General features: G+C 38.1%; 25 protein-coding genes and 3 tRNA genes. 6 read left to right on the top strand and 22 right to left on the bottom strand.

Annotated elements, in window-relative coordinates; all coding sequences use genetic code 11:
- From ACIQ7T_RS25955 to ACIQ7T_RS25935, 5 genes are all read left to right on the top strand, one after another.
- A partial coding sequence (locus ACIQ7T_RS25955; RefSeq protein ID WP_402874749.1) for a hypothetical protein occupies positions 1-191 on the top strand: 191 nt, incomplete at its 5' end.
- Positions 192-283: 92 nt separating this feature from the next.
- A tRNA-Gly gene (locus ACIQ7T_RS25950) sits at positions 284-358 on the top strand.
- A gap of 11 nt (positions 359-369) precedes the next feature.
- Positions 370-446 (top strand) — tRNA-Met (locus ACIQ7T_RS25945).
- A gap of 5 nt (positions 447-451) precedes the next feature.
- Positions 452-523: transfer RNA gene (locus ACIQ7T_RS25940), tRNA-Glu, on the top strand.
- Positions 524-909: 386 nt separating this feature from the next.
- The gene (locus ACIQ7T_RS25935; protein WP_370081912.1) at positions 910-1,161 is read left to right on the top strand and encodes a hypothetical protein; all 252 of its coding nucleotides are present in this window, start codon (positions 910-912) and stop codon (positions 1,159-1,161) included.
- A 151-nt stretch (positions 1,162-1,312) separates the two neighbouring features.
- Here the strand turns inward: ACIQ7T_RS25935 and ACIQ7T_RS25930 are convergent, their stop codons facing one another.
- The 15 genes from ACIQ7T_RS25930 to spoVG form a co-directional block, all read right to left on the bottom strand.
- Positions 1,313-1,759 carry a S1 domain-containing RNA-binding protein gene (locus tag ACIQ7T_RS25930; RefSeq protein WP_054612548.1) on the bottom strand — a complete coding sequence of 149 codons (447 nt, stop codon included), beginning with the start codon at positions 1,757-1,759 and terminating at the stop codon, positions 1,313-1,315.
- A gap of 134 nt (positions 1,760-1,893) precedes the next feature.
- Positions 1,894-2,358, bottom strand: a complete 465-nt coding sequence (locus ACIQ7T_RS25925; protein ID WP_370081910.1) for an FtsB family cell division protein — start codon at positions 2,356-2,358, stop codon at positions 1,894-1,896.
- A gap of 17 nt (positions 2,359-2,375) precedes the next feature.
- Complete coding sequence (gene yabQ / locus ACIQ7T_RS25920) at positions 2,376-2,867, bottom strand: spore cortex biosynthesis protein YabQ (RefSeq protein ID WP_370081908.1); 492 nt, start codon at positions 2,865-2,867, stop codon at positions 2,376-2,378.
- Positions 2,864-3,163 (bottom strand): sporulation protein YabP, encoded by a 300-nt coding sequence (gene yabP, locus ACIQ7T_RS25915; RefSeq protein ID WP_004229167.1) that lies wholly within the window; start codon positions 3,161-3,163, stop codon positions 2,864-2,866. Before yabP ends, yabQ begins: the two co-directional genes overlap by 4 nt.
- 149 nt (positions 3,164-3,312) lie before the next feature.
- The gene (locus ACIQ7T_RS25910) at positions 3,313-3,603 is read right to left on the bottom strand and encodes an RNA-binding S4 domain-containing protein (RefSeq protein WP_370081906.1); all 291 of its coding nucleotides are present in this window, start codon (positions 3,601-3,603) and stop codon (positions 3,313-3,315) included.
- A 4-nt stretch (positions 3,604-3,607) separates the two neighbouring features.
- Positions 3,608-5,068 (bottom strand): bifunctional methyltransferase/pyrophosphohydrolase YabN, encoded by a 1,461-nt coding sequence (gene yabN, locus ACIQ7T_RS25905; protein ID WP_370081904.1) that lies wholly within the window; start codon positions 5,066-5,068, stop codon positions 3,608-3,610.
- Between the two features lie 9 nt (positions 5,069-5,077).
- On the bottom strand, positions 5,078-6,700 hold the full coding sequence (locus ACIQ7T_RS25900; protein WP_370081902.1) for a putative polysaccharide biosynthesis protein: 1,623 nt from the start codon (positions 6,698-6,700) through the stop codon (positions 5,078-5,080).
- 148 nt (positions 6,701-6,848) lie between these two features.
- On the bottom strand, positions 6,849-7,385 hold the full coding sequence (gene spoVT, locus ACIQ7T_RS25895; RefSeq protein WP_142510491.1) for a stage V sporulation protein T: 537 nt from the start codon (positions 7,383-7,385) through the stop codon (positions 6,849-6,851).
- 513 nt (positions 7,386-7,898) lie between these two features.
- Positions 7,899-11,411: a transcription-repair coupling factor gene (mfd, locus tag ACIQ7T_RS25890; RefSeq protein WP_402874742.1), complete on the bottom strand. Its 3,513-nt coding sequence runs from the start codon at positions 11,409-11,411 to the stop codon at positions 7,899-7,901.
- Between the two features lie 137 nt (positions 11,412-11,548).
- On the bottom strand, positions 11,549-11,776 hold the full coding sequence (locus ACIQ7T_RS25885) for an anti-sigma-F factor Fin (protein WP_132364328.1): 228 nt from the start codon (positions 11,774-11,776) through the stop codon (positions 11,549-11,551).
- Between the two features lie 208 nt (positions 11,777-11,984).
- Positions 11,985-12,545: an aminoacyl-tRNA hydrolase gene (pth, locus tag ACIQ7T_RS25880; RefSeq protein WP_370081898.1), complete on the bottom strand. Its 561-nt coding sequence runs from the start codon at positions 12,543-12,545 to the stop codon at positions 11,985-11,987.
- A 237-nt stretch (positions 12,546-12,782) separates the two neighbouring features.
- Positions 12,783-13,373 (bottom strand): 50S ribosomal protein L25/general stress protein Ctc, encoded by a 591-nt coding sequence (locus tag ACIQ7T_RS25875; protein WP_402874737.1) that lies wholly within the window; start codon positions 13,371-13,373, stop codon positions 12,783-12,785.
- A 618-nt stretch (positions 13,374-13,991) separates the two neighbouring features.
- Complete coding sequence (locus ACIQ7T_RS25870; RefSeq protein ID WP_370047888.1) at positions 13,992-14,951, bottom strand: ribose-phosphate diphosphokinase; 960 nt, start codon at positions 14,949-14,951, stop codon at positions 13,992-13,994.
- 24 nt (positions 14,952-14,975) lie between these two features.
- Entirely contained in the window at positions 14,976-16,346 is a 1,371-nt protein-coding gene (glmU, locus tag ACIQ7T_RS25865) for a bifunctional UDP-N-acetylglucosamine diphosphorylase/glucosamine-1-phosphate N-acetyltransferase GlmU (protein WP_370081894.1), read from the bottom strand.
- A gap of 207 nt (positions 16,347-16,553) precedes the next feature.
- Positions 16,554-16,847 carry a septation regulator SpoVG gene (gene spoVG, locus ACIQ7T_RS25860; RefSeq protein WP_370081892.1) on the bottom strand — a complete coding sequence of 98 codons (294 nt, stop codon included), beginning with the start codon at positions 16,845-16,847 and terminating at the stop codon, positions 16,554-16,556.
- Between the two features lie 189 nt (positions 16,848-17,036).
- On the opposite strand from spoVG, the gene ACIQ7T_RS25855 reads away from it, so the two are divergent.
- Entirely contained in the window at positions 17,037-17,222 is a 186-nt protein-coding gene (locus ACIQ7T_RS25855; protein ID WP_402874734.1) for a hypothetical protein, read from the top strand.
- Between the two features lie 117 nt (positions 17,223-17,339).
- Here the strand turns inward: ACIQ7T_RS25855 and ACIQ7T_RS25850 are convergent, their stop codons facing one another.
- From ACIQ7T_RS25850 to rnmV, 7 genes are all read right to left on the bottom strand, one after another.
- Positions 17,340-17,714: a RidA family protein gene (locus tag ACIQ7T_RS25850; protein ID WP_142510486.1), complete on the bottom strand. Its 375-nt coding sequence runs from the start codon at positions 17,712-17,714 to the stop codon at positions 17,340-17,342.
- Positions 17,711-18,544 carry a pur operon repressor gene (purR, locus tag ACIQ7T_RS25845; protein WP_079563681.1) on the bottom strand — a complete coding sequence of 278 codons (834 nt, stop codon included), beginning with the start codon at positions 18,542-18,544 and terminating at the stop codon, positions 17,711-17,713. The genes ACIQ7T_RS25850 and purR overlap by 4 nt, the downstream gene beginning before the upstream one ends.
- Before the next feature lie 56 nt (positions 18,545-18,600).
- Positions 18,601-19,467, bottom strand: coding sequence for a 4-(cytidine 5'-diphospho)-2-C-methyl-D-erythritol kinase (ispE, locus tag ACIQ7T_RS25840; protein ID WP_370081886.1), 867 nt, complete (start codon positions 19,465-19,467; stop codon positions 18,601-18,603).
- 523 nt (positions 19,468-19,990) lie between these two features.
- On the bottom strand, positions 19,991-20,173 hold the full coding sequence (locus tag ACIQ7T_RS25835; RefSeq protein WP_053594103.1) for a small, acid-soluble spore protein, alpha/beta type: 183 nt from the start codon (positions 20,171-20,173) through the stop codon (positions 19,991-19,993).
- A gap of 109 nt (positions 20,174-20,282) precedes the next feature.
- Positions 20,283-20,543 (bottom strand): biofilm formation stimulator Veg, encoded by a 261-nt coding sequence (gene veg, locus ACIQ7T_RS25830; protein WP_370081883.1) that lies wholly within the window; start codon positions 20,541-20,543, stop codon positions 20,283-20,285.
- A 157-nt stretch (positions 20,544-20,700) separates the two neighbouring features.
- Positions 20,701-21,582 carry a 16S rRNA (adenine(1518)-N(6)/adenine(1519)-N(6))-dimethyltransferase RsmA gene (rsmA, locus tag ACIQ7T_RS25825; protein WP_370081881.1) on the bottom strand — a complete coding sequence of 294 codons (882 nt, stop codon included), beginning with the start codon at positions 21,580-21,582 and terminating at the stop codon, positions 20,701-20,703.
- Positions 21,575-22,141: a ribonuclease M5 gene (gene rnmV, locus ACIQ7T_RS25820; RefSeq protein WP_370081879.1), complete on the bottom strand. Its 567-nt coding sequence runs from the start codon at positions 22,139-22,141 to the stop codon at positions 21,575-21,577. Before rnmV ends, rsmA begins: the two co-directional genes overlap by 8 nt.
- Between the last annotated feature and the right edge of the window lie 183 nt (positions 22,142-22,324).

The raw sequence follows: 22,324 nt of genomic DNA, 5'->3' as shown, positions 1-22,324 counted from the left end.
GCGCGAAAGCGAAGCGTCAGCGGCAAATGTTTTATCTGCGCGAAAGCGAAGCGTCAGCGGCAAATGTTTTATCTGTGCGAAAGCGAAGCGTCAGCAACAAAGCGCCTAGTCGGAACGGAAATCAACTACACTTTATGGTGATGAGCTATCAAATACTCTCTCTTTTTGTTAGCAAATCTTTAAATAATTAATAAAACCATATATTTTTATTAATTTTTCAAAAAAACTACTTGACGTTAGTTACAAAGGCATGTATTATATAACTTGTTGCTTAAGGCAAAACGCGGAAGTAGTTCAGTGGTAGAACACCACCTTGCCAAGGTGGGGGTCGCGAGTTCGAACCTCGTCTTCCGCTCCATAATCTTTAATGGCGGCCTAGCTCAGCTGGCTAGAGCGTACGGTTCATACCCGTAAGGTCGGGGGTTCGATCCCCTCGGCCGCCACCATAGTAGGCCCCTTGGTCAAGTGGTTAAGACACCGCCCTTTCACGGCGGTAACACGGGTTCGAATCCCGTAGGGGTCATATCAAATAGGCGTCTCAGAACGATTTCTGAGACGCCTATTTTTTTTGCAGATTAAAGTTGAATACTAGAAATATCGAATTTATTTATTTTTTTACTACCTGATGCCCCGGTGTAATCAGTTTAGGAACGCCTGCGCCAATGGTTTCACGAGCAGTTTCCCTTTGTTATTGCCACTGTTGTTGTTACTGTTGCTGTTGCTTTCGCACAGACAAAACCCTATTGTTACTGTCGCTTCGCTTTCGCACATAAAAAATACTCGTTGCTCCTAACGCCCCTTCGGAAAGACCCCAGCTGAAACGGAAATCAACCCAAGTTATGGTGATGAACATAAAAATATGGCATACTAATAATGAAAAAAGCGTGTAAACTAGGAGGTTTATTTCCTTTGGGTTCATTAACTAAAGCTGCTTTAATTTGCGGAAGTGGCTCTATGATTATTCTCGTATCTATTCTTATTAATTTACCATTTGCCGTACAAATATTTTTACTCCTCACCGGACTAGCGGTTAGTGTTTACGGTGTGTTTTTACTTGTCAAAATGGTTGTTAAGCCAGCCGAAAAACCTTTAGAAACACTAACAGAACAAACACCCGCGCAAGCTCCTAAAAAGAAGAAAAGACCGACATCCACGTTGTAGGACGACACATAGATCCTACTAGAAGGGTCATTATGACTTATAGCTAGATGAGATGTATGCAAAGATTATTAAAAAAAGGGATTAGCTTTATTAAAAAGCTAATCCCAAATCTATTTAATACACTTTTTCTACGATTAAAACAGTCAGCAAACTACCCTCTTCTAGCTCCACGACCACCGCGTTTTGATTCTGTAGCACGTTTAAGTGTTGCTAGGCGTTCATCACTATCTTTTAAGAAACGTGCCATTTTTTGCTCAAAATTCTCTTTTGGCTGATGACGATCGTTGCGATCATTAGATCGATTATCGCGACGTGGACGTGCTGGACGCTCTGGACGCTCTGGTCTCTCTGGTCTCTCTGCTTGAGGCTTTGCTTTACGGATTGAAAGACCGATCTTTCCGTCCGCTTCAACATTCATCACTTTTACTTCAACTTCATCTCCAACTTTTAGATGCTCATTGATATCTTTTACATAATTGTCAGCAACTTCACTGATGTGTACTAAGCCTGTTTTGCCGTCTGGCAGCTCAACGAATGCTCCAAAATTTGTGATTCCTGTTACTTTACCTTGTACCTTGCTGCCTACTTCAATTGACATAAAAAAAATGCTCCTCCTTAAAAATTAAGCGACTCATTTGAGTCATGTAATCAATTTAATCAAACTTTTTACTACAATAAGTTTCTCTTTTCATTATATATAACAATAAAAGAGTGTCAACAATACATAGCTTTTCAGTCTTCTTTTTTACCTTTCTTTTCTGATTTGCTGTCTTTTTTATCTTTTTCCTCCGGTATATCGCCTTTTTTACCTTTTTCATCCGGAATAATGAAAATTATTTCACCTTTTTCGGATAAAAAATAATCTTTACGTAATAACTTCGCGATATACTCATCATCCTCTAACTGTTTAATTTTAAGATTTAACGAATCTCGCTCATCTTTCAATTCAGAAAGATGCTCCTTCGCTTCAACCTTTTTTTGCTCTTTTGCAGCTAGAGTTTCATTTTGATTCGAAAGTATATTTAAGAGAAAGGCAATAATAACGACTGGCACAATCGCAAAAAAGGCAATACGGCGCATTTTCCGTTTTCGCGCTTGAATTTTACGATTTATAGCTTTATCCGTGTTACGGACATAGTCATTATCAAGTTTAGTATAGTTTTGTTGGTCATCATTTGATGAACGACGTAAAGTCATGCCCGCACCTCCGAAAATTATTGTTGTCTTTTATTATACTTGATAAATCGAACTTTTTTAAAAAAAGTGTTGGACAAATACGAATAAATTTTGACAAAAGGTCTTAAAACAAACGCACCAATACTTATTAAGAATTTAAAAATTTGTCGAATGATAGCACTTATTAACCGTATGATGAACCACAGGGGTCTCCATGTTATATTCACCAAAACCCTCGCGACGAAACGTAAAAAAGTTTGAAAAAACGTTTGATACAAAAAAATTCCGGCTATTTGCGCTAGCGGGTCATAAGCCCGCCAAGCGCCATCTTTTAGCCAAAATAATAAATAGTATGTCATGCCTCCAAGTAGAATCCAGGTAAGTAGTTCAAATACCATCATCCATCTTCGAAGGCTTGACCTTTTTGGAGTTGAAAAAACAATGAGCCTTACACTATCAATAATGAACCCGACTGCTATACCGCTCAAAACCATGACTAATAGCTGAACAAATTGTTCACTAACAATCATCCAAACAATTTATGAAGGAAACCTTTCGAGAAGCCACTTTCCTCCTCGTCATACTGCAAGGTTTTTACAGTTCCTTCAAGCGTCAATAACCCTTTGTCAACATCTAAATGAACGATATGCAGTTCTTCTCCACGGATTAACAAATGCCCTTGGGACGTCTTGATGAAAAATTCTTCCTGATCAAAGCGTTCAATTGATTTTACAGAAGTCATGTCCATTCTTTTACGATTACGAATCGTTAAAATATGCTCTCCAGATGGAATTGTGTAACGGTTACTTTCTTGATGTAGCGTCATTTTTTTCCTCCTTTAGTCGTCCTAGCTTCTGTTCACTTTATGCGGACAACCTTAAAAGCATGACAACTTTATTAAAGTTGTTACACTTTTATCCCCCATTTACGGAAAAAGCCATGGACAACTTCAGAAGACTCCTACACTATTATTAATTAGTCCTCATCATCAATAAATTCAGGTTCAATTTTTTCAAGGCGCTCTTCCTTCAAAATAGTAAACATTTTTGCGGCATCTTCTTTTTTCACAGTATCACGTAATTCCTCTACACGCGCTGTCACAATTTTTTGTCCAAAACGAATAGCTAGCTCATCGCCAACTTTAACAGCACTACTAGCTTTCGCGACCTTACCATTGATCGTAATACGACCTTGGTCTGCTACTTCCTTCGCTAATGTACGACGTTTAATTAAACGTGATACTTTTAAAAATTTATCTAATCGCATATTTTTACTCCTTTTCTAGCTGCTTTGCTTCATTCCAGAAAGCATCTAATTGTTCTAATGTATAATCAGAAAATGGCTTTCCACTTTCCTTTACCTTTGCTTCCACATAACCAAAGCGTTTCGCAAACTTCTCATTCGCATGTAACATAGCCTCTTCTGGAGATAGCTTGTAGAAACGCGCTAAATTCACAAGTGTGAACAAGACATCTCCAAATTCATCGAGACGTGACGCATTTGTACCTTTCGTCACCTCATTACGAAATTCCTGCCACTCCTCTGCAAACTTGTCCCATGCGCCATCTACATCAGGCCAATCAAATCCTACCTTCGCAGCTCTTTTTTGATAATTATATGCTGTTTGTAGAGCAGATGACGCCCGGTATTCCTCTTTTAATAGTGGCTTTTCACTTATACCCTTTTCTTCCGCTTTTATAACTTCCCAGTTAGCTACAACACCCTCTACATCTTCCACCGATACATCTCCAAATACATGAGGGTGTCGACGAATCATTTTTTCACTTATTGAAGCTAATACATCTTCCAACGTAAAGTAACCTTGATCTTCTCCGATTTGTGCATGAAGGAACACTTGTAACAGTACATCTCCAAGCTCCTCGATCATCGCAAAGTCATCCTCTGCATCTACCGCTGCCAAATATTCGTGTGCTTCTTCTAGTAAATATTTTTTCAGTGACTCATGTGTTTGCTTTTGATCCCATGGACAGCCATCTGGACCTCGTAATACAGCAATAATTTGACGGAAAGTTGTCCAGTCTCGTAAAGCGTCCTCTTGTGATTTTACAGGTGGCACATATACCGTTGTTAAATTGTCCACCTCAACGCTTTGGTCGAGTTCATAAAGTGGTACCTTCACTAATTTTTCCTGTGACGAGCCAGCTGCTGTAACGACTGTAACAGGGTATTCGTCATCGTATTTCTCCATTAACGTTAGCTTTACTTCTGATGCACTAAATGTATCATATACTTGGGCTATTAAAATATGTTGACGCATGTTAATGTCATGCATAGAAAAGCTAGTGCCATCCAGCAGTTGGAAACCCTCAATTGGGTCGATTTTTAACGCACCAAATATTGGATCTAAGAAGCTTTGCCCACCTTCAATGACTAGTTTTACTTTTCCCTCATCCGCAGCGGCAATAAGCAATTGTACAGTCTGCTCTGCGACAAGTGGATGCCCCGGTACAGCGTACATGACATCTTCATTTGCTGTTGCAGCCACAAGCTTTTCTGCAATTTCCTCATACACAGGCTGGAACGAATTATGTTTTTCATAGACTGCATCAAAGCTTTCAAATTGTAAGCCCTCAGCTGATAATTCTTCTAATACAGGATGGTCCACTGTACGAACATATAATTTTCTTGCCGCTTTTAGTTTCTTATAGACACCCATTTGCAGCTGATTAAAATCACCCGCACCTAGACCAATAACTGTTAAAGTATTCAATCAATCCACCTACTTCTTTCGATTTAACCATAATTGATAAACTGCCATTTTGCGCCCAAACGGTAGTAAGTACCACTCTTTTTCGACTAGTACTCGTAACTTAGCAATTATTGTGATCATTACAAACGCTCCTAAACACACGGCTGAAAAACCTGCTACCACTGCGACAAATCGAGGTGATAAAAATTGGTTTAACAACGATGGTATAAACTGTAGCCAAACTAGCACTACAGCTGCCATGCTGAGTGATGCAATTCCAAGTTTTTTGTAAAAATTGGCTGGCGCTAATTGAATGGCAGTCATTCTTTTTAAATAAAAAATAAGCATTAGGGCAGTAAACAAAAGACCTACATTATTAGCAATAGCCGCACCTAATACACCGAATAAATTAATTGTTAGCACATTCAATATTATTTTTAAAATAAAACCTATAATCAAAAATAAAGCCGGCTTTTTTAATTTTCCATAGCCTTGCAAAATAGCTGTAAATGTCAAAATAATCGACAATGGAACAATTTGTAATACATATACCATAAGTACTTCCGACAGTGCATCTGTTTTAAAGAGCATTACATTAATATAAGGCATAACGAGTATTAAACCTAGAGATGCCGCCCACCCAAATAATACAGACGCTTTATACGTTAGTTGAATAAACGGAATGGCACTACGGCCTTCCTGTCTTTTGGACATATGCGCGACAAGAGGCACAATAGCAAGTGAAAGTGAAGAAGCAATAACAACTCCGAGCTGTACCAATGGCTGCCCACGATCATAAACGCCTTTTGTTGCCTTAGCTACCGTCTGATCCATTCCACCATCTATTAATAGCGAATAAATTGTAAAGGAATCAACTAACTGATAGCCAAGCAACAATAGACCACTCATGCTCACACTTAAACTCAGCAATGTTACCTCTTTAATAATGGGAAAACTATCGATACGCCGCTGTTGTTTCTTATCATTAAATAAACCAAAACGTTTTTTAAAGATCAGCGCAAGTAATACAAAGCCTACAATTTCACCAATAACTGTACCTATAATGGCCATTTGTCCAGCACTATAAAGTGATTCTGTCGTCTTCATAATGATAAATGTTCCTGCTATAATGACAGATACTCTCACAGCTTGTTCAAGGACTTGTGCATAAGCAATCGGCTCCATAATGCCTCTTGATTGGAAGCCGCCCTTAAAAATAGCATGAGCTGGCATAACAAGTACTATAAATGAACCCGTCCGTATTAAAGGCGCAAGCTGAGTATCGCCCATAAGCTGCGCAATTATTTCAGCACCACTAAATAAAGCAACAAAAAACAATAACGATAGTACGGTTAAATAACGAAAAACAATACGCATAATACCGCTTCGTTGATGATCTCTCTCTAGCGGGTCTAAAATACAATCATTATCTGCAAGCATTTTAGAAATAGCTACTGCAAATCCACTAGCTGTCCATACGACAAAAATAGATATAACTGGATACACTTGCTGATAAATATAAAATCCTTCATCACCAACAAGATTTTGAAAAGGCACACGATAAATTGCACTAAGAACCTTCACAATAAGAGCAGCAATTGTAAGTAAGGCTGCGCCCTTCATGTAGCTTTTCATGCCAAAACGTTCCGACATAAATTGCCCTCTTTCCTTCTTTAACAATGCCAATAGTATAGCACATCTCCAAAGTATGACGCGCGCGGGTAGCACTACCATAAAACTATGTACGAAAAAAAGTTATTGTTCAGCCTAAAAAGGTCAGCGCAATAACTTTCAATTCTTATCAACTATTCATTTGTTTAGCTAGGAAGTTAGCAGCTGTTTCAGCAACTTTCACTTCAACTTCACCGATAAAGTGTACTTTAGACAAAACGATAATACAGCCGATCGGATCACCGTTTACCATAATAGGCGTTGCACAATAAGACTTTACTTGCTCATATTGTCCAGGAACAATCTCGATTGTTGTTTCCATTTTTTCTATTTTTGTTGAACGTTCGTCCATAAAACTTTCCGCAAAGGATGTAATACGACGATTAATATACTCTTTCTTACCGATCCCTGAGACAGCAATTACTTCATCTCGGTCGGTTACAAACGCTGGAGTACCTAACGTTTCATATAATGTTTCCACATATTCTCTTGCAAATTCCCCTAAATCATTAATTGGAGAATATTTCTTTAAAATGACTTCACCTTCACGGTCTGTATAAATTTCTAGTGGGTCTCCCTCACGAATACGTAACGTTCTACGAATTTCTTTTGGAATAACCACACGCCCTAAATCATCAATACGACGAACAATCCCTGTTGCCTTCATTCTTAATCCTCGCTTTCGCTACAATGAAATTTTTTCAATTTTAGTATGGTTTTTTATGAAGCAATCTATGCAAAAACTGAAGAAATAGGATTTCACACCCAACAATATTTTCAAAAAGGCCTTAAAAACCTAAGCAAATACCATGTAGAATTTTTCAACTTCAATCAACTTATCTTAGATTAACCACAAAAACAAATTTTTATAAATTAATTTATAAAATATTTTTAACAAGAAATAATAATAATTCAACCTTCGCCATTACGTCAATAAGTCAAAAGGATGTTTATCACAAAAGAACCATAACAAAAAGTGATACTTTTACCCTTATTTTCCCTACTATCTAGCTCATGAGTCTCAATTTGTGATATTGATCTCTAAGGAGCCACACAGTCTACAGTCCAATTAATAAATGAAGATAAAGCGCCACAACATTCACAGAGATTTCCTTGTAATTTTTTGTTTTTAACAATAAAAAGCTGATCATTATCCCTAGAGATAAGATCAGCTTTTCTTCTATTGTTGTTTTTTTGCGTCAGCAATAATATGCATCATTTCTTCTAAAATATCAAAGGGTTGATATTTCCCACACTTACGTTCATCAATCGTTAGTTTCAATTGCATACCATCCATACCAAACCCTACAGCACGTTCAAATTTCATAGATTCTTCCACAATTTTACCGCCATCAACTTGCCCAGTACCTTCTTCAGACAACAATATTGTGATAATTTTTTGCTTTTCTTTTACAGACAATACACCTGTACCCAAGCCCCATACCTTCATACGCGCAATTCGCAATAAACGCTCTGTTTCAATCGGAAGATCACCAAAACGATCCTGTAATTCCTCTATGATTTCGCTGTACTCCTCCACTTGATCCATTGCTTTTATACGTTTATACATTTGAATTTTTTGATAGCCATCAGGAATGTATGCATCTGGGATATACGCATCCACACTCAATAAAATTTCAATGTCAGGCTTCTCTTCTTTTTTCACACCTGTTTGGCGCTCAGCAATCGCTTCTTCCAGCATTTGTGAATACAAGTCAAAACCGACAGAATCAATAAAGCCATGCTGCTGCGCTCCAAGTAAATTTCCTGCACCACGAATAGATAAGTCACGCATAGCAATTTTAAATCCTGAACCTAACTCTGTAAATTCTTTAATCGCCTGTAATCTTTGCTCAGCTACATCCGTAAGGACTTTGTCACGTTGATACATAAAGTAAGCATACGCCACCCTATTAGAACGTCCAACACGCCCACGCAATTGATAAAGCTGCGCTAAGCCCATTCGATCAGCATCATGAACAATCAATGTGTTAACGTTTGGTATATCCACGCCTGTCTCAATAATGGTTGTCGTTACAAGCACATCATAGTCACCTTCTAAAAAGGCTAATATAACAGATTCTAATTCTGATTCCGTCATTTTGCCATGTGCATGCCCAATACGCGCTTCTGGGACAAGCATTTGAATTTCATCAACCTTACGAGCCATATCTTCTACACGATTGTATAAGTAGAATACTTGCCCACCACGCGCCATTTCTCTCTCAATAGCTTCCCCCACTAATGCACCGCTATGCTCCATTACATAAGTTTGCACAGGGAAACGGTTTGCTGGTGGCGTTTCAATTACCGATAGATCACGAACACCTACCATCGACATATGAAGTGTTCTTGGGATCGGAGTTGCCGTTAGCGTTAATACATCAACATTCGTCTTTAGTTGTTTAATTTTTTCCTTATGCGTTACACCAAAACGTTGCTCCTCATCAACAATCAGTAGTCCAAGGTCTTGGAATAATAAATCTTTAGATAAAATTCGATGCGTTCCAACGACAATATCAACTTGCCCTTCTTTTAAGCCCTTTAACGTCGCTGTTTGCTCTTTTTTCGAACGGAAACGAGACAAGAGACCTACATTCATAGCAAAGTCTTGGAATCTCTCACGAATCGTTTCGTAATGTTGCTGAGCTAAAATCGTTGTCGGCACAAGGAAAGCTACCTGCTTGCCATCTTGAATTGCTTTAAATGCCGCACGAATCGCTACCTCTGTTTTGCCGTACCCTACGTCTCCACATACAAGACGATCCATCGGACGCTCACGCTCCATATCACGTTTTACTTCGATAATTGAACGTAGCTGATCCTCCGTTTCTTCATAGGGGAAAGAAGCCTCAAAATTGCGCTGATCGTCATTGTCAATCGCGAATGCATGGCCTTTCTCTGCTTCACGTTTCGCATACAGCTTAATTAAATCATCAGCAATATCTTGCACAGCAGAGGATACCTTGGCTTTAGCTTTTTTCCACTCTGCTCCACCTAATTTATGTAGCTTCGGTTCTCGGTCTTCAGATGCTACATATTTTTGGATTAAATCTATTTGCTCTACGGGAACATATAACTTATCATCTGCGCGGTATCGAATGTGTAAGTAATCCTTATGTGTTCCATTTACCTCTAATGTTTCTAAGCCTATATATTTCCCAATACCGTGATGTACATGGACAACATAGTCGCCTGGTTTAATTTCTGTATAGCTTTTAATACGTTCTGCGTTCGTCATTTTTTGAGGACGTGCTTTTTTCTTCACCTGTTGTTTAAATAACTCATCCTCTGTGACAATCACCACACGTTGTAGTGGTAATTCAAAGCCACTAGATAGTGAGCCATCCACAATATAAATACCCGCTTCTGTCGGCTTACCAATTGTCGTATGAATATCATATTCTCCAAGCATTTGCTGTACACGTTTAACACGATCTTTATCTCTTGCAACAATTAATACTGTAAATTTACCAAGCAACCAGCGTTCAATCTCACTTTGTAATAATGACATTTGGCCATGAAATTGTTGCATTGGTTTGCAAGAAAAGTTCGTCGTCTTATTAAAAGATACACCTGCAAATGTTCGTGAAAATAATGAGAAGTATAGCTTTTGTTGAGACAGCATTGCTAGGATTTCTTTCAAAGAGAATGCTGGCTTTACATCATGCACCATTTTTCCTTCTTCAATTAATGATAAAAACCACTCATCCTCTTCGCGCTCCCAGGCATCCATAACCTCCTGAATACGTCCGAGCTCATCAAACAGCACAATGCCATCATATACAAAATAATCTCCTAAATATGATGTTTTCTCATACAATAACGAACCATATTTATTTACATAGTCCGGTAAATTCCCTTGCTGTAACAACTCAATATCATATTGAATATGCTGATACAGTAATTCCTTCGTCTCCTGCTTTTTGACTTTCTTTAAACTTGTCGCTAATGCCGCTTCTAAACGGCCTGCCAATGCCATTCTTTCTTCCTTTGTCAAAATAACTTCTGATGCTGGTAGAATACGAACCTTCTGCAATTTATCAATGGAACGTTGGTCGTCCGCAGAAAATGTTCGAATCGAGTCAACTTCCGTATCAAATAATTCTATACGAATCGGCGCCTCTAAATATGGTGGATAAATATCTAATATCCCTCCACGTAGCGCAAACTCTCCAGGTGTTGTCACCATTGAATTACGCACGTAACCCATCTCTACTAACGTTTGGAGCCATTCATCAATCTGAATATCTTCGCCTACTGCAATCTGTAAAAAATACTGTTGCCAATGCTCTTTAGGCTGCATCATTTTGCGTAAGCCCGCAACTGGTATCACATAAACAGCTTTTTCACCTCTAGCTAGGCAATCAAGTGTTGCGATACGCTCAGCACGTAACTCTGGAGAGGCAACAGACAAATCTGCAGCAATAAACTCATCGGCAGGATAATAATGAACATGCTCCTCACCTAAAAGTCCCGCCAGCTCGTCAACCATTTTTTGTGCCTGCAATAGATTAGGAGATACAATATAAATAGGTTTTTTTACATATTCAAATAACGCATCGACCATTACCGGGCGCGCGCTTCCTGTTAATCCTGTTATAAGCTGTGTTGCAGATTGACCGCTCTGAATCTCCTGTAAAAATGATGTGATATGTTTGTCCTGCATCACAAGCTGTCGTAAAACTTCCAATGTCAAAAGCTCCTCTCAGCGCATAATTCTATTCGCCATTACTAGTAATCTAGTACTATAATACGCATCTTTTTTGTATATTTTATCAATGGAAAAAGCTTTGAACGCACGTGATGTGCGCCAAAGCATCCTTCCAATCATTGAATCCATTTATTGAGTGCGTGATAATCTGGATATTGTTTCAGCGAATCCTCACATTGCTCACAAATGCAGTGCACCGTCGTGTGACCATGCTGATCTTTCTCAACATAATCATCCGCTTCACCCATTTCGAAAATATGTAGTTTTCGAATTGTATCATCTGCATCAAATGGTAGTGTTCCTATTTCAACTTCACAATGACGACATCGATAGCGAACTGACATCTCCAAATCATCCTCCTTTAAGCAACTTACTACTTAAAGTATAGACATTTCTAAAACAGTTTATGCACTTCCAATTTTGCTTTAGCGCCTTTTAGAATATAGAAACGTGGGGTTGATTTTCGTACCAACCAGTCGCTCTCCTGGGGGCGTCCGATGAGCCGCTTAGGTTAAAACAGCTGTAATATCCACACTACGCTTTAACCTATTATTACCCGTTAAAGCGATTCATCACATCAAGAAATGGCTTTGAAAGAGATTCTTCTACAGCATTTACACTTTTTTCAATAGCTTCACTAACAATAGCTTGATCTTCTTTTGAAAATTTTGACAACACATAATCTGCTACCTTCATACCAGCAGGCGGGCGATTAACCCCAACACGTATGCGATTAAATTCTTGTGTACCTAGATGCTGAATTAATGATTTAATACCATTATGTCCACCCGCACTTCCTTTTTGACGCAGGCGTAATTTCCCTGTTTCTAAATCTAAATCGTCATAAATAACAATTAAGTCTTCCACATCAATATCAAAATAGTTCATAAGGGGCCCAACACATTCCCCCGATAAATTCATATATGTTAAAGGTTTAACAAGTAGAACCTTTCCTTCAGGACGATGTACCGTTGCATACATACCATTAAACTTTGAATTAGTTAAAGGTGTACCCCATTTTTCAGCTAATGCATCAATAACATCGAAGCCAATATTATGTCTTGTATGCTCATAAGGCTTGCCTGGATTCCCTAAACCAACGATAATTTTCATAAGTACCCCTCTTCTTTCAAATCTAATAGTCATTATTTTACCATATCATGCACTAAGAAAGCAGTTTGTACAGTTTTTGAAAGTAAAAGTTCAATAATGGCTTGATATTATTTAAAATCCTCACTTCAACCATACATATCGTGAAATGGTTTTAAAACAACACATGTATTAATTTAAAATATAAAAGGCTACTGAAGAAGTTTAACTTCCTCAGTAGCCTTTCCTTAACAAATATTTTTACTCTTGTACCTGCTCACTATCTACTGTCGATTCCTCAACGACTGCCGGGGCCATAATTGATACCAATGTATGACCATTTTCACTGATAATATCAAAATCAATCGTATCTCGAATATCTGCTACCGTAATTGTTTCACCAATTTTAAGTTCAGTAATGTCAACTTCAATAGCTTCTGGTATATCTGCTGGTTTTACGTTAATTTTCACATCTAGGTTGGGCTGCATTAATATGCCACCCACACTAACTCCAACTGACTCTCCAACAAGTCTAATAGGCACTTCAGCTTCTATTGCTTCGGACATATCAATTGCTAAAAAGTCGATATGATTTACTTCATCTTTCATTGAGCATTGTTGGATTTCTGATACAACAACATTCACCTTTTTACCATCTAACTCCATTGAAAAAACACCGTTTTGCCCATTCTTTTGAATGGATTTTCTGAATTCATTCGCTGAAATAGAAATTGGGGTCGAATCTAATTTATAGCCGTAAATAACTGCAGGAATGGCTCCCCCTTTTCTAAGTTGGGTTAATGTCGAACGATGCCCAGCTTCGCGCTTTTTAACACTTAATACTGTACTCATACTATACTTCCCCTTCCAAGAAAAATTTATTTACGCCTTATTATAAATGTCACTACTTTCAATGACATTTGTTAAGGCTATAATAATATTTACTACAATTTTAGCTTATCACCATAACGTGGGGTTGATTTCCGTTCCAGCTGGGCGCTTTGTTGCTGACGCTTCGCTTTCGCACAGATAAAAACATTTGTTGCTGACGCTTCGCTTTCGCGCAGAGCAGAGCTTCCTGGGGGCGTCCGATGAGCCGCTTGGGCCAACAGATGTTTTTTGTGCGAAAGCGTAGTGCAACGAAGCGACAGCAACAGCACCGATGTTGGTCACGAAGGCGTTATCACAGGACGTGATGGTTTTAGCCTTCGTTCCTCTATTGCTATTCCCCAAGGAGTCGCCCAGCCTCCACTCCAATCAACTTATTCATAACTTATGTTTTAACAAAATATATCCCACCTTAGGCGGTAAACTATTTTTTATAAAGTAGTGTAAATATTATTAAGTCACAATTACCATATACCCTTTTACAAGAAAATTCAAACAAAAGAAACCTAGAAAAAGGACAAATCTACTTACAAACGTAGATTTGTCCTTAATAAGCCACATATTGGGATCTGTTTATTTATATTAATCAAATAGAGTACTTACAGATTTATTTTCATAGACACGAGAGATTGCATCTGCCATCAATTTAGCTACTGAAAGCTCTGTAATTTTTGGAGATTTTTTCTCTTCAGGAAGTTGGATTGTATTTGTTACAACTAATTCTTTAATCGAAGAGTTTTCGATACGCTCGATTGCTGGGCCTGATAATACCGGGTGAGAACAACAAGCATAAACTTCTTTCGCACCAGCTGCACGTAATGCATCCGCGCCGATTGTAATCGTACCAGCAGTATCAATAATATCATCAATCAAGATTGCCACTTTACCATCAACATTACCAACAATGTTCATTACTTCTGCAACGTTTGGTTTTGGACGGCGTTTGTCAATAATTGCAATAGGTGCTTTTAAACGTTCTGCCATTTTACGAGCACGTGTTACACCACCATGGTCTGGGGAAACAACAACGATTTCTTCTTCTGGGATACCTTTTGATTTGAAGTGATCAGATAATAAAGGCACTGCCATCAGGTGATCGATTAAAATATCGAAGAAACCTTGGATTTGTGGTGCATGTAAATCTAAAACGATAACACGTGTTGCACCAGCTGTTTCAAGTAAGTTTGCTACTAATTTAGCTGTAATTGGCTCACGTGCTTTTGCTTTACGGTCCTGACGAGCATATCCATAATAAGGCATTACAACGTTTACTGTACGAGCAGATGCGCGTTTGACAGCATCTACCATAATTAAAAGCTCCATTAAATGTTCGTTTACAGGCGCAGAAGTAGACTGCACGATAAACACATCACAACCACGAATACTTTCTTCAATGCTAATTTGAACCTCTCCATCGCTGAAGTGTTTAACAGAAGATTTACCTAATTCAACACCCATTTCTTGCGCAATTTCTTGAGCAAGCGGATTGTTAGAGTTAAGTGAAAATATTTTTAATTGTGAGTTTGCATAATGATACGGCATGATGGCCTCCTGTTTAGTTGATAATTATTTTGAATTTAATTTGCTTACATAATTCGGTTTGTTTTCTTGTCTTGCACGAGCAATTGCTAGCGCATCCTCAGGAACTTCTTTTGTAATTGTAGATCCTGCTGCAATAAATGAACCTTTTCCAACTTTCACTGGCGCTACTAAGTTAGTATTACATCCTACAAATACATCATCTTCAATAATTGTTTGGAACTTGTTTTTCCCATCATAGTTTACTGTAATGGAACCACAGCCAATATTGACATTGCTTCCTATTTCAGCATCGCCAATATAGCTTAAGTGGGATACTTTCGTGTCATTACCTAGTTTACTTTTCTTCACTTCTACAAAGTTACCAATTTTCACATGGCTACCTATATCAGAAAGTGGTCGAATATTTGCAAACGGTCCTATAGCTGTGTCTTCTGCTACAGCGCTTTCACGTACAACAGAAGAATGTACAGTTGTTCGGTCACCGATACGGCTATCAATGATTTGTGTGTTTGGCCCAATTATACAATCTTCACCAATAACAGTTGTACCTTCAATCATAGAACCTGGTTGGATGACAGTATCACGACCAATCATTGCCTCAGCGCTGATGTATGTTGCTTCTGAATTAATAATTGTGACACCGTTACGCATATGCTTTTCATTAATTCTTGTACGCATTAGCGCCTCTGCTTGAGACAGAGCAACACGATCATTGACACCAAGTGTTTCTTCAAAATCTTCCGTTACAAATGCTTCAACGACATCGCCTTGTTTTTGTAAAATTTCAATCACATCAGGTAAATAATACTCACCCTGAGCATTGTCATTTTTCACAAGCTTCAATGTCTCAAATAACGCTTTATTATCGAAGCAATATGTGCCCGTATTAATCTCTTTCACTAATTGCTGCTCTGCTGAAGCATCCTTTTGCTCAACAATTTGCTCCACTTGTCCATTGTCGCCACGTAAAATACGACCATAGCCTGTTGGATTTTCAGCAATAGCTGTTAAAATCGTTGCTTTAGCATTCTTTGCTTGATGATGCTCGAATAATGCTTGCATCGTTTCAGGGCGAATAAGTGGTGTATCGCCACAAACAACTAATGTTGTCCCTTCTTCGCTACCTAAAATTGCCTCCGCCTGTTGTACAGCATGAGCTGTCCCTAACTGTTCAGCCTGTAAAACATACTCGCTTTTATCGCCAAGCTGTTGTTTCACCTTTTCTGCACCATGTCCTACAACCGTTACAATGCGATTCACATCTAACGTTTGAATGTGATCCACCACATGTTGTACCATTGGCTTCCCACATACTGGATGGAGCACTTTATATAATTTGGACTTCATACGTGTACCTTGACCTGCAGCCAAAATGACAGCAAAAATGTTGCTCATCTGTAAGTCCTCCAATACGCTCATTTTCTCTTATGACTATATAGCAAAATCCATCTATTTTCAAGGCATGTTGACTTGACAAAAAGATGAATTTCCAAATCAAATGCACCTTATGCTCGAATGTTAATATGTATGTCCTAAAACTACTCATTTTCTCTTATTCTCAAAATAAAAAGAACTCTCCAAATTATGAAGAGCTCTCTTTAACTATACGCCAATTCCTTCTAATTCTTCTGCTGCTTCTACCTCGCTTGAATTATGGTACTCGTTTAAAATAATCTCCTGAATTTTATTACGAGTAGTAGAATTGATAGGATGCGCAATATCTCTAAATTCACCATCTGGCGTTCGTTTACTTGGCATAGCAACGAACAAACCTGTATTGCCATCAATCACACGAATATCATGAACTACGAACTCATTGTCGAGTGTAATGGAAGCAATCGCACGCATGCGACCATCCGTCTGTACACGACGTAATCTTACATCAGTAACTTCCATTTTCTCACCACCTCTCTTCTTAGATGCCTAAATGAAAATATAATATTCTTTATTACCGAATATTTTCCTTTTTCTAGTCTATCAAATTTTCTAAAAAATTTGAATACTTATTAGTATAATATTTCCTTTTTTATACGTAAATTTTGTCAATTGTTTGTCAGTCACCCTCTATGGGTGTTACTTTTCAGTTTGGTAATACTTTTAGGAGTTTTATCAGCGATTTGCTCCTTATCGGCGATTGTTGGGGTTTTATCAGCGGTTATTTTATTTTTATCAGCGATTATTGGAACTCTATCAGCGGTTTTTCCATTTTTATCAGCGATTATTGGAATTCTATCATCGATTTCACTACTTTATCAGCGATACTACTTGTAGTTTAGAATATTCACTTCCCCTTGGCGTATTGTCGCTGTCGCTTTGCTTTCGCGCAGAAAACATTGCTATAAAAAAAGCCCACTAAAAGATTCTCTTCTAGTGAGCTTAAAAAATTCCTTATTTAACGATGGCAATAACTTCGATTTCTACTCTCACATCTTTTGGTAGACGTGCAACCTCTACGGCTGAACGAGCTGGTTTATGATCGCCAAAGTGGCTAGCATATACTTCATTCATTGCAACAAAGTCGTTCATATCCTTCATAAAAACGGTTGTTTTAATAACATTGTCCAAAGATGATCCAGCAGCAGCTAGAACTGCTTTTAAATTTGCAAATACTTGATTTGTTTGAACAGTGATATCACCTTCCACTAATTCGCCTGTTGCTGTTAGTGGGATCTGACCTGAGCTATAAAACATGCCATTTACAATAATCCCTTGTGAATATGGTCCAATTGCTGCTGGTGCATTTGTTGTTGCTACTACTTTCATTTGTCATTTCCCCTTTTAGAAAAATAGTTACCTTCACTTAGTGCAATTGTACGGTCTTTTTCATTGACCTCATGAAGCTTTACTAGTGAATAATAATCATCTACTAAAGTTTCGTCTGCATGCTCAGCCTCTACAAGCACTGCAATACCAGCTAGCTGACAGTCAAATTCCTCTAATAGATTTTTCATGCCGTTCATTGTACCACCGACCTTCATAAAGTCGTCAGTAATAAGCACTCGTTGCCCACTCTTCATGCTTCTTTTTGATAATACCATTGTCTGAATTCTTCTGGAAGAACCAGATACATAGTTGATGCTGACTGTAGAGCCTTCAGTTACCTTACTATCTCTTCTGACAACAACAACTGGTACATTTAAATGTCTTGCAATTGCGTGGGCAATAGAAATCCCCTTTGTTGCGACAGTCATTATGACATCAATTTGTTGATCAGCAAATGCGGATGCAAATACCTTTCCCACTCGATTAATTAAATCTGGATTGCCGAGTAAGTCCGTCATAAATAAATAACCGCCCGGTAACAAACGATCTGAATGCTCAAGCTCCGCCTTTAAATCATGAATAACTAAACGGACCTCAGCCTCGGACATTTTAGGAATATACTTAACTCCTCCTGCAGCGCCCGGTACTGTCATCAATAACCCGATTCCTTTTTCTTCGAAAGTTTCTTTTACAATCGTCAAATCTTCACTAATAGAAGACTTTGCAGATTGATATAGTTCAGAAAAATAAGTTAGCGGGATCAGCTGATGTGGATGTTCTAGTAAATAGTACGTCATATCAACTAGTCGTTCACTACGCTTCCATTTCATGCGACCCTCTCCTAAACACGAATATTTATAGGTAAAATTAACATAAATTTGCGGTTTTAAGCAAGCGAATTTCGCTCACCTAAAATCCGAACAGCATATACTTCTTCGCAAAAACCACGTAAACCATTATAAATTCGGCTCACTCGAGCTTCACTATCCACTAAACCAAACACCGTCGGACCGCTTCCACTCATTAATGTTGCATCTGCTCCAAAGCGCTTCATTTGTTCCTTTAACATTACTACTTCTGGATGTAGCTTAAAAGTTACAGTTTCCAAAACATTCCCTAATGATGCACATAGTAGCTCATAATCTTCCGTTTCAATAGCATGAATCATTTGCTTCGTATTTGGATGTTCTAACCCTTCAACCTTTAATCCTCCATATACCTCTGCAGTAGAGACACCTATTTTAGGCTTAGCTAAGACTACCCAACAGTTTGGTGGTGCAGGCAATTCCTGAATTTTTTCTCCGCGCCCCGTTGCTAATGCTGTGCCACCATAGACACAAAATGAAACATCCGAACCAATTTTCGCACCTAATTCAGCTAACTCATCTATAGATAACCCTAAATTCCACAACTCATTTAAACCCTTTAGTGTAGCAGCCGCATCGCTACTGCCACCTGCTAACCCTGCTGCGATTGGTATTTCCTTTTCTATAGTAATGGATACACCTTGTCCAATGCCGTATGTATCTTTAACTAGACGCGCTGCCTGATAAGCAAAATTTCGGTGATCATTTGGCACGAAATTATCAGTAGAAATTATTTCAATTACGCCATCTTCTCGAGATTCTAGGCAGATACGATCAGCTAAATCCACAGTTGTCATGACCATCTCTACCTCATGAAAATTATCTGGTCTTTTATAAAGCACATCTAATGTTAAATTTATTTTTGCAGGCGCCTTTACATAAAGCATCTTTCTTCCTCCTTATAGCTACACTTATCAATTACGCATTAGCGCAATTGGCTGACGCTTCGCCTCGCACAGATAAACAATGCTCCTAATTTTAAATTAAAGCTACCGATGCAGGTTAATAAGCCTTATCGCATGGAGTTAGGCTAACCTCCTAGCTTGTCCTTTAAACCGTAACATCTGACAGATCATTCAGTTTGATATTTTAATACACACTGAATAGAAATTACACTTTGTCTGTCTTTAGATGTAGGAGTCTTCTGTAACTGTTACAAAACATCAGTAGCTGGCGTTCACTTCGCTATATAAAACATTTTCTGAATGAAGATAAACCTGTCATTCATCTTTCACAAGATTATTCATTTTATTTTACCATAATGGGAATGTGAAAATGGAAAAAAAGAACCGTATACCCCTATTTGGTGTAACGGTTCTCTTTCGTCAGTCGTGTTGTTGTGTATACAGGAAGTTTTCATCCCTGTAATTGAAGTTTCAAAATAATAAGTGGTCTATTTTCACAAAGAGGCTACTTATTATGCTCTTGCTCACTACTTGCTCTTTCAGCCATTTCGATGGCACGTTTGACCATATTACCGGCGTCTCGAGCTTTTATGCCGCCCCAGCCTTCTCGTTGCACAACATCATAAAATCCAAGCTCTTTAGCGATCTCTTCCTTTAAACGAGGTGACATGATACCTTTTCTAGGCATATAAACTCCTCCTTAACAACTGACGATTTTAGTATGCCCCAGAAAACGCAAAACACTCATGCAGTTTTTATACATGAGTGTTTCAAAATATAGAAATAAGTACTAGAAACTATTTTGCGATAGCAGCTTGTGCTTCGTCTAAAAATGTAATCTCTACTGCCTCAGTTAAAATATCTGTGTAGCTATACGATACGCGCTTGCACGTATTGTCTTCTTGATCAAGCTCAACTACAAAGATAGCGCGATATGTCTCACGCAATACCCCTGCACACTCGACCGTTTTTTTGCGACCTCCGTTTGCTTTTAACTGCAAACGTTTACCCAAATGACAATCCAACGACTTTTTAATGTCCGCTAAAGTTTTTGGCATTTTCGCTTACACCTCACTAATAAATAGTATAAGCGATTCGCCCAAAAATGTCAACAAAATATATTATTTTATCAGCCTCTAATTAATGTTGTCAACTTATTTTTCATAAAAAAGACATGTTTTTTTACTTATACTCAAAAAAGTTAACAAAAATTTTTTACTTTGCAAATGTAGGGTATAGTGCATCGGCTAATTTTCCAAACTCTTGAATGGTTAGGGTCTCTCCTCGACGTGTTGGTTCAATATTTACCGCTCTTAAAGCATCCATAATTTTTTCTTTGTGTACCTTACCATTTGGTAAACCTGATTGTAAATTATTGAAGATTGTTTTTCGTCGTTGTACAAACGACGCACGAGTAACAACGAATAAAAAATCCTCATCAATTACGTTTACTGGAGGTTCATCATGCTTAATAAGACGGATCACTGCAGAATCCACGTTTGGTTGCGGCATAAAAACAGTTTTCGGTACCGTCATGGCAATATCAGCCTTTACATAATATTGAATCGCAATTGATAAAGAACCGTACTCCTTCGTTCCAGGCTTAGCTGTAATACGATCTGCAACCTCCTTTTGCATCATGACAACGAAACCGCGAATCGGCAAACGATCATTAAGTAATTTCATTAAAATTGGTGTCGTCACATAATAAGGTAAATTCGCTACAACCATAATATCTTCAATACCTGGCATCTCTTCCTGAATTACTTTAGCCACATCCGCCTTTAAAACATCTGAATGTACAATAGTTACATTATTATATGGGCTAAGTGTGTCTTCTAATACAGGTAATAATCTCTGATCAATTTCAAAAGATACAACCTTTTTTGCACTTCTTGCTAAATGCTCTGTTAATGCTCCAATGCCAGGACCAACTTCGATTGCGCCACTATTTTCAGTTAAATTTGCATGACTAACAATATTTCGTAAAATGTTCGGATCTATTAAAAAGTTTTGACCTAAGCTTTTTTTAAATGAAAATCCATATTTTCTTAAAATTTCCTGTGTTCTAATTGGTGTTGCAATATCCTTATGCATCGTTTTCCTCCTGATCTAACTGTGCGATTGCCGCACCAAATTGCTTTTCTGTAATTTGAAACATTTTCAATCTTTTATGAAGTTGTTTGCCGTTTGTTGCACCAATATTCAAAATTTCTCCAAGACGATCACGTCGAGTCTTCGCCCGTGGATGGCCAATTAAATGTGCCGTCATTAAATCTTCGAGAGTGATATCATCTGTGGTTGGCTCAATCTCATTTGGGGTATAGACATGTTGCAGTGCCTCGCGTATATCTTCATCTGCTGCATGCTCAATGCCTAGTCCTTTACCGTTTTTCGCAATTGTTTTGGCTTTCGGTAAAAAAGCGTGTTTTACACCTTTTACATGCTCCTCGATAATGGAACGAATTCGACGTCCTGGATAATCTGGATCAGTAAAAACAATAACACCTCTTTTATCCTGTGCATGTTGAATTCTCTTCAGTGTTTCCTCTGAAATAGCCGATCCATTTGTTTCTATAGTATCTGCTTGTACAGCTCGCTTAATAGCTGTTGTATCATCTTTTCCTTCAACAACAATGATTTCTTTTATTTGCAAAAAGGCTCCTCTTTTCTACCTTATCTTCAGACCATTTTACAACTGCACTGTACGATTGTACAGAAATACCCGGCTATTCATCTTTTATAATATTCAGCCTTGATTTTGCTATTGTTGATTCTCTAGAACAAATTACTGAAAAAAATAAAAAAGCTTTCCCGCCAGTCAAAACAGGAAAGCTAA

This window comes from Lysinibacillus sp. NPDC096212, from assembly GCF_044763105.1.
Classification (GTDB): Bacteria; Bacillota; Bacilli; order Bacillales_A; family Planococcaceae; genus Lysinibacillus.
This window is presented reverse-complemented; position numbering and strand designations above follow the sequence as displayed.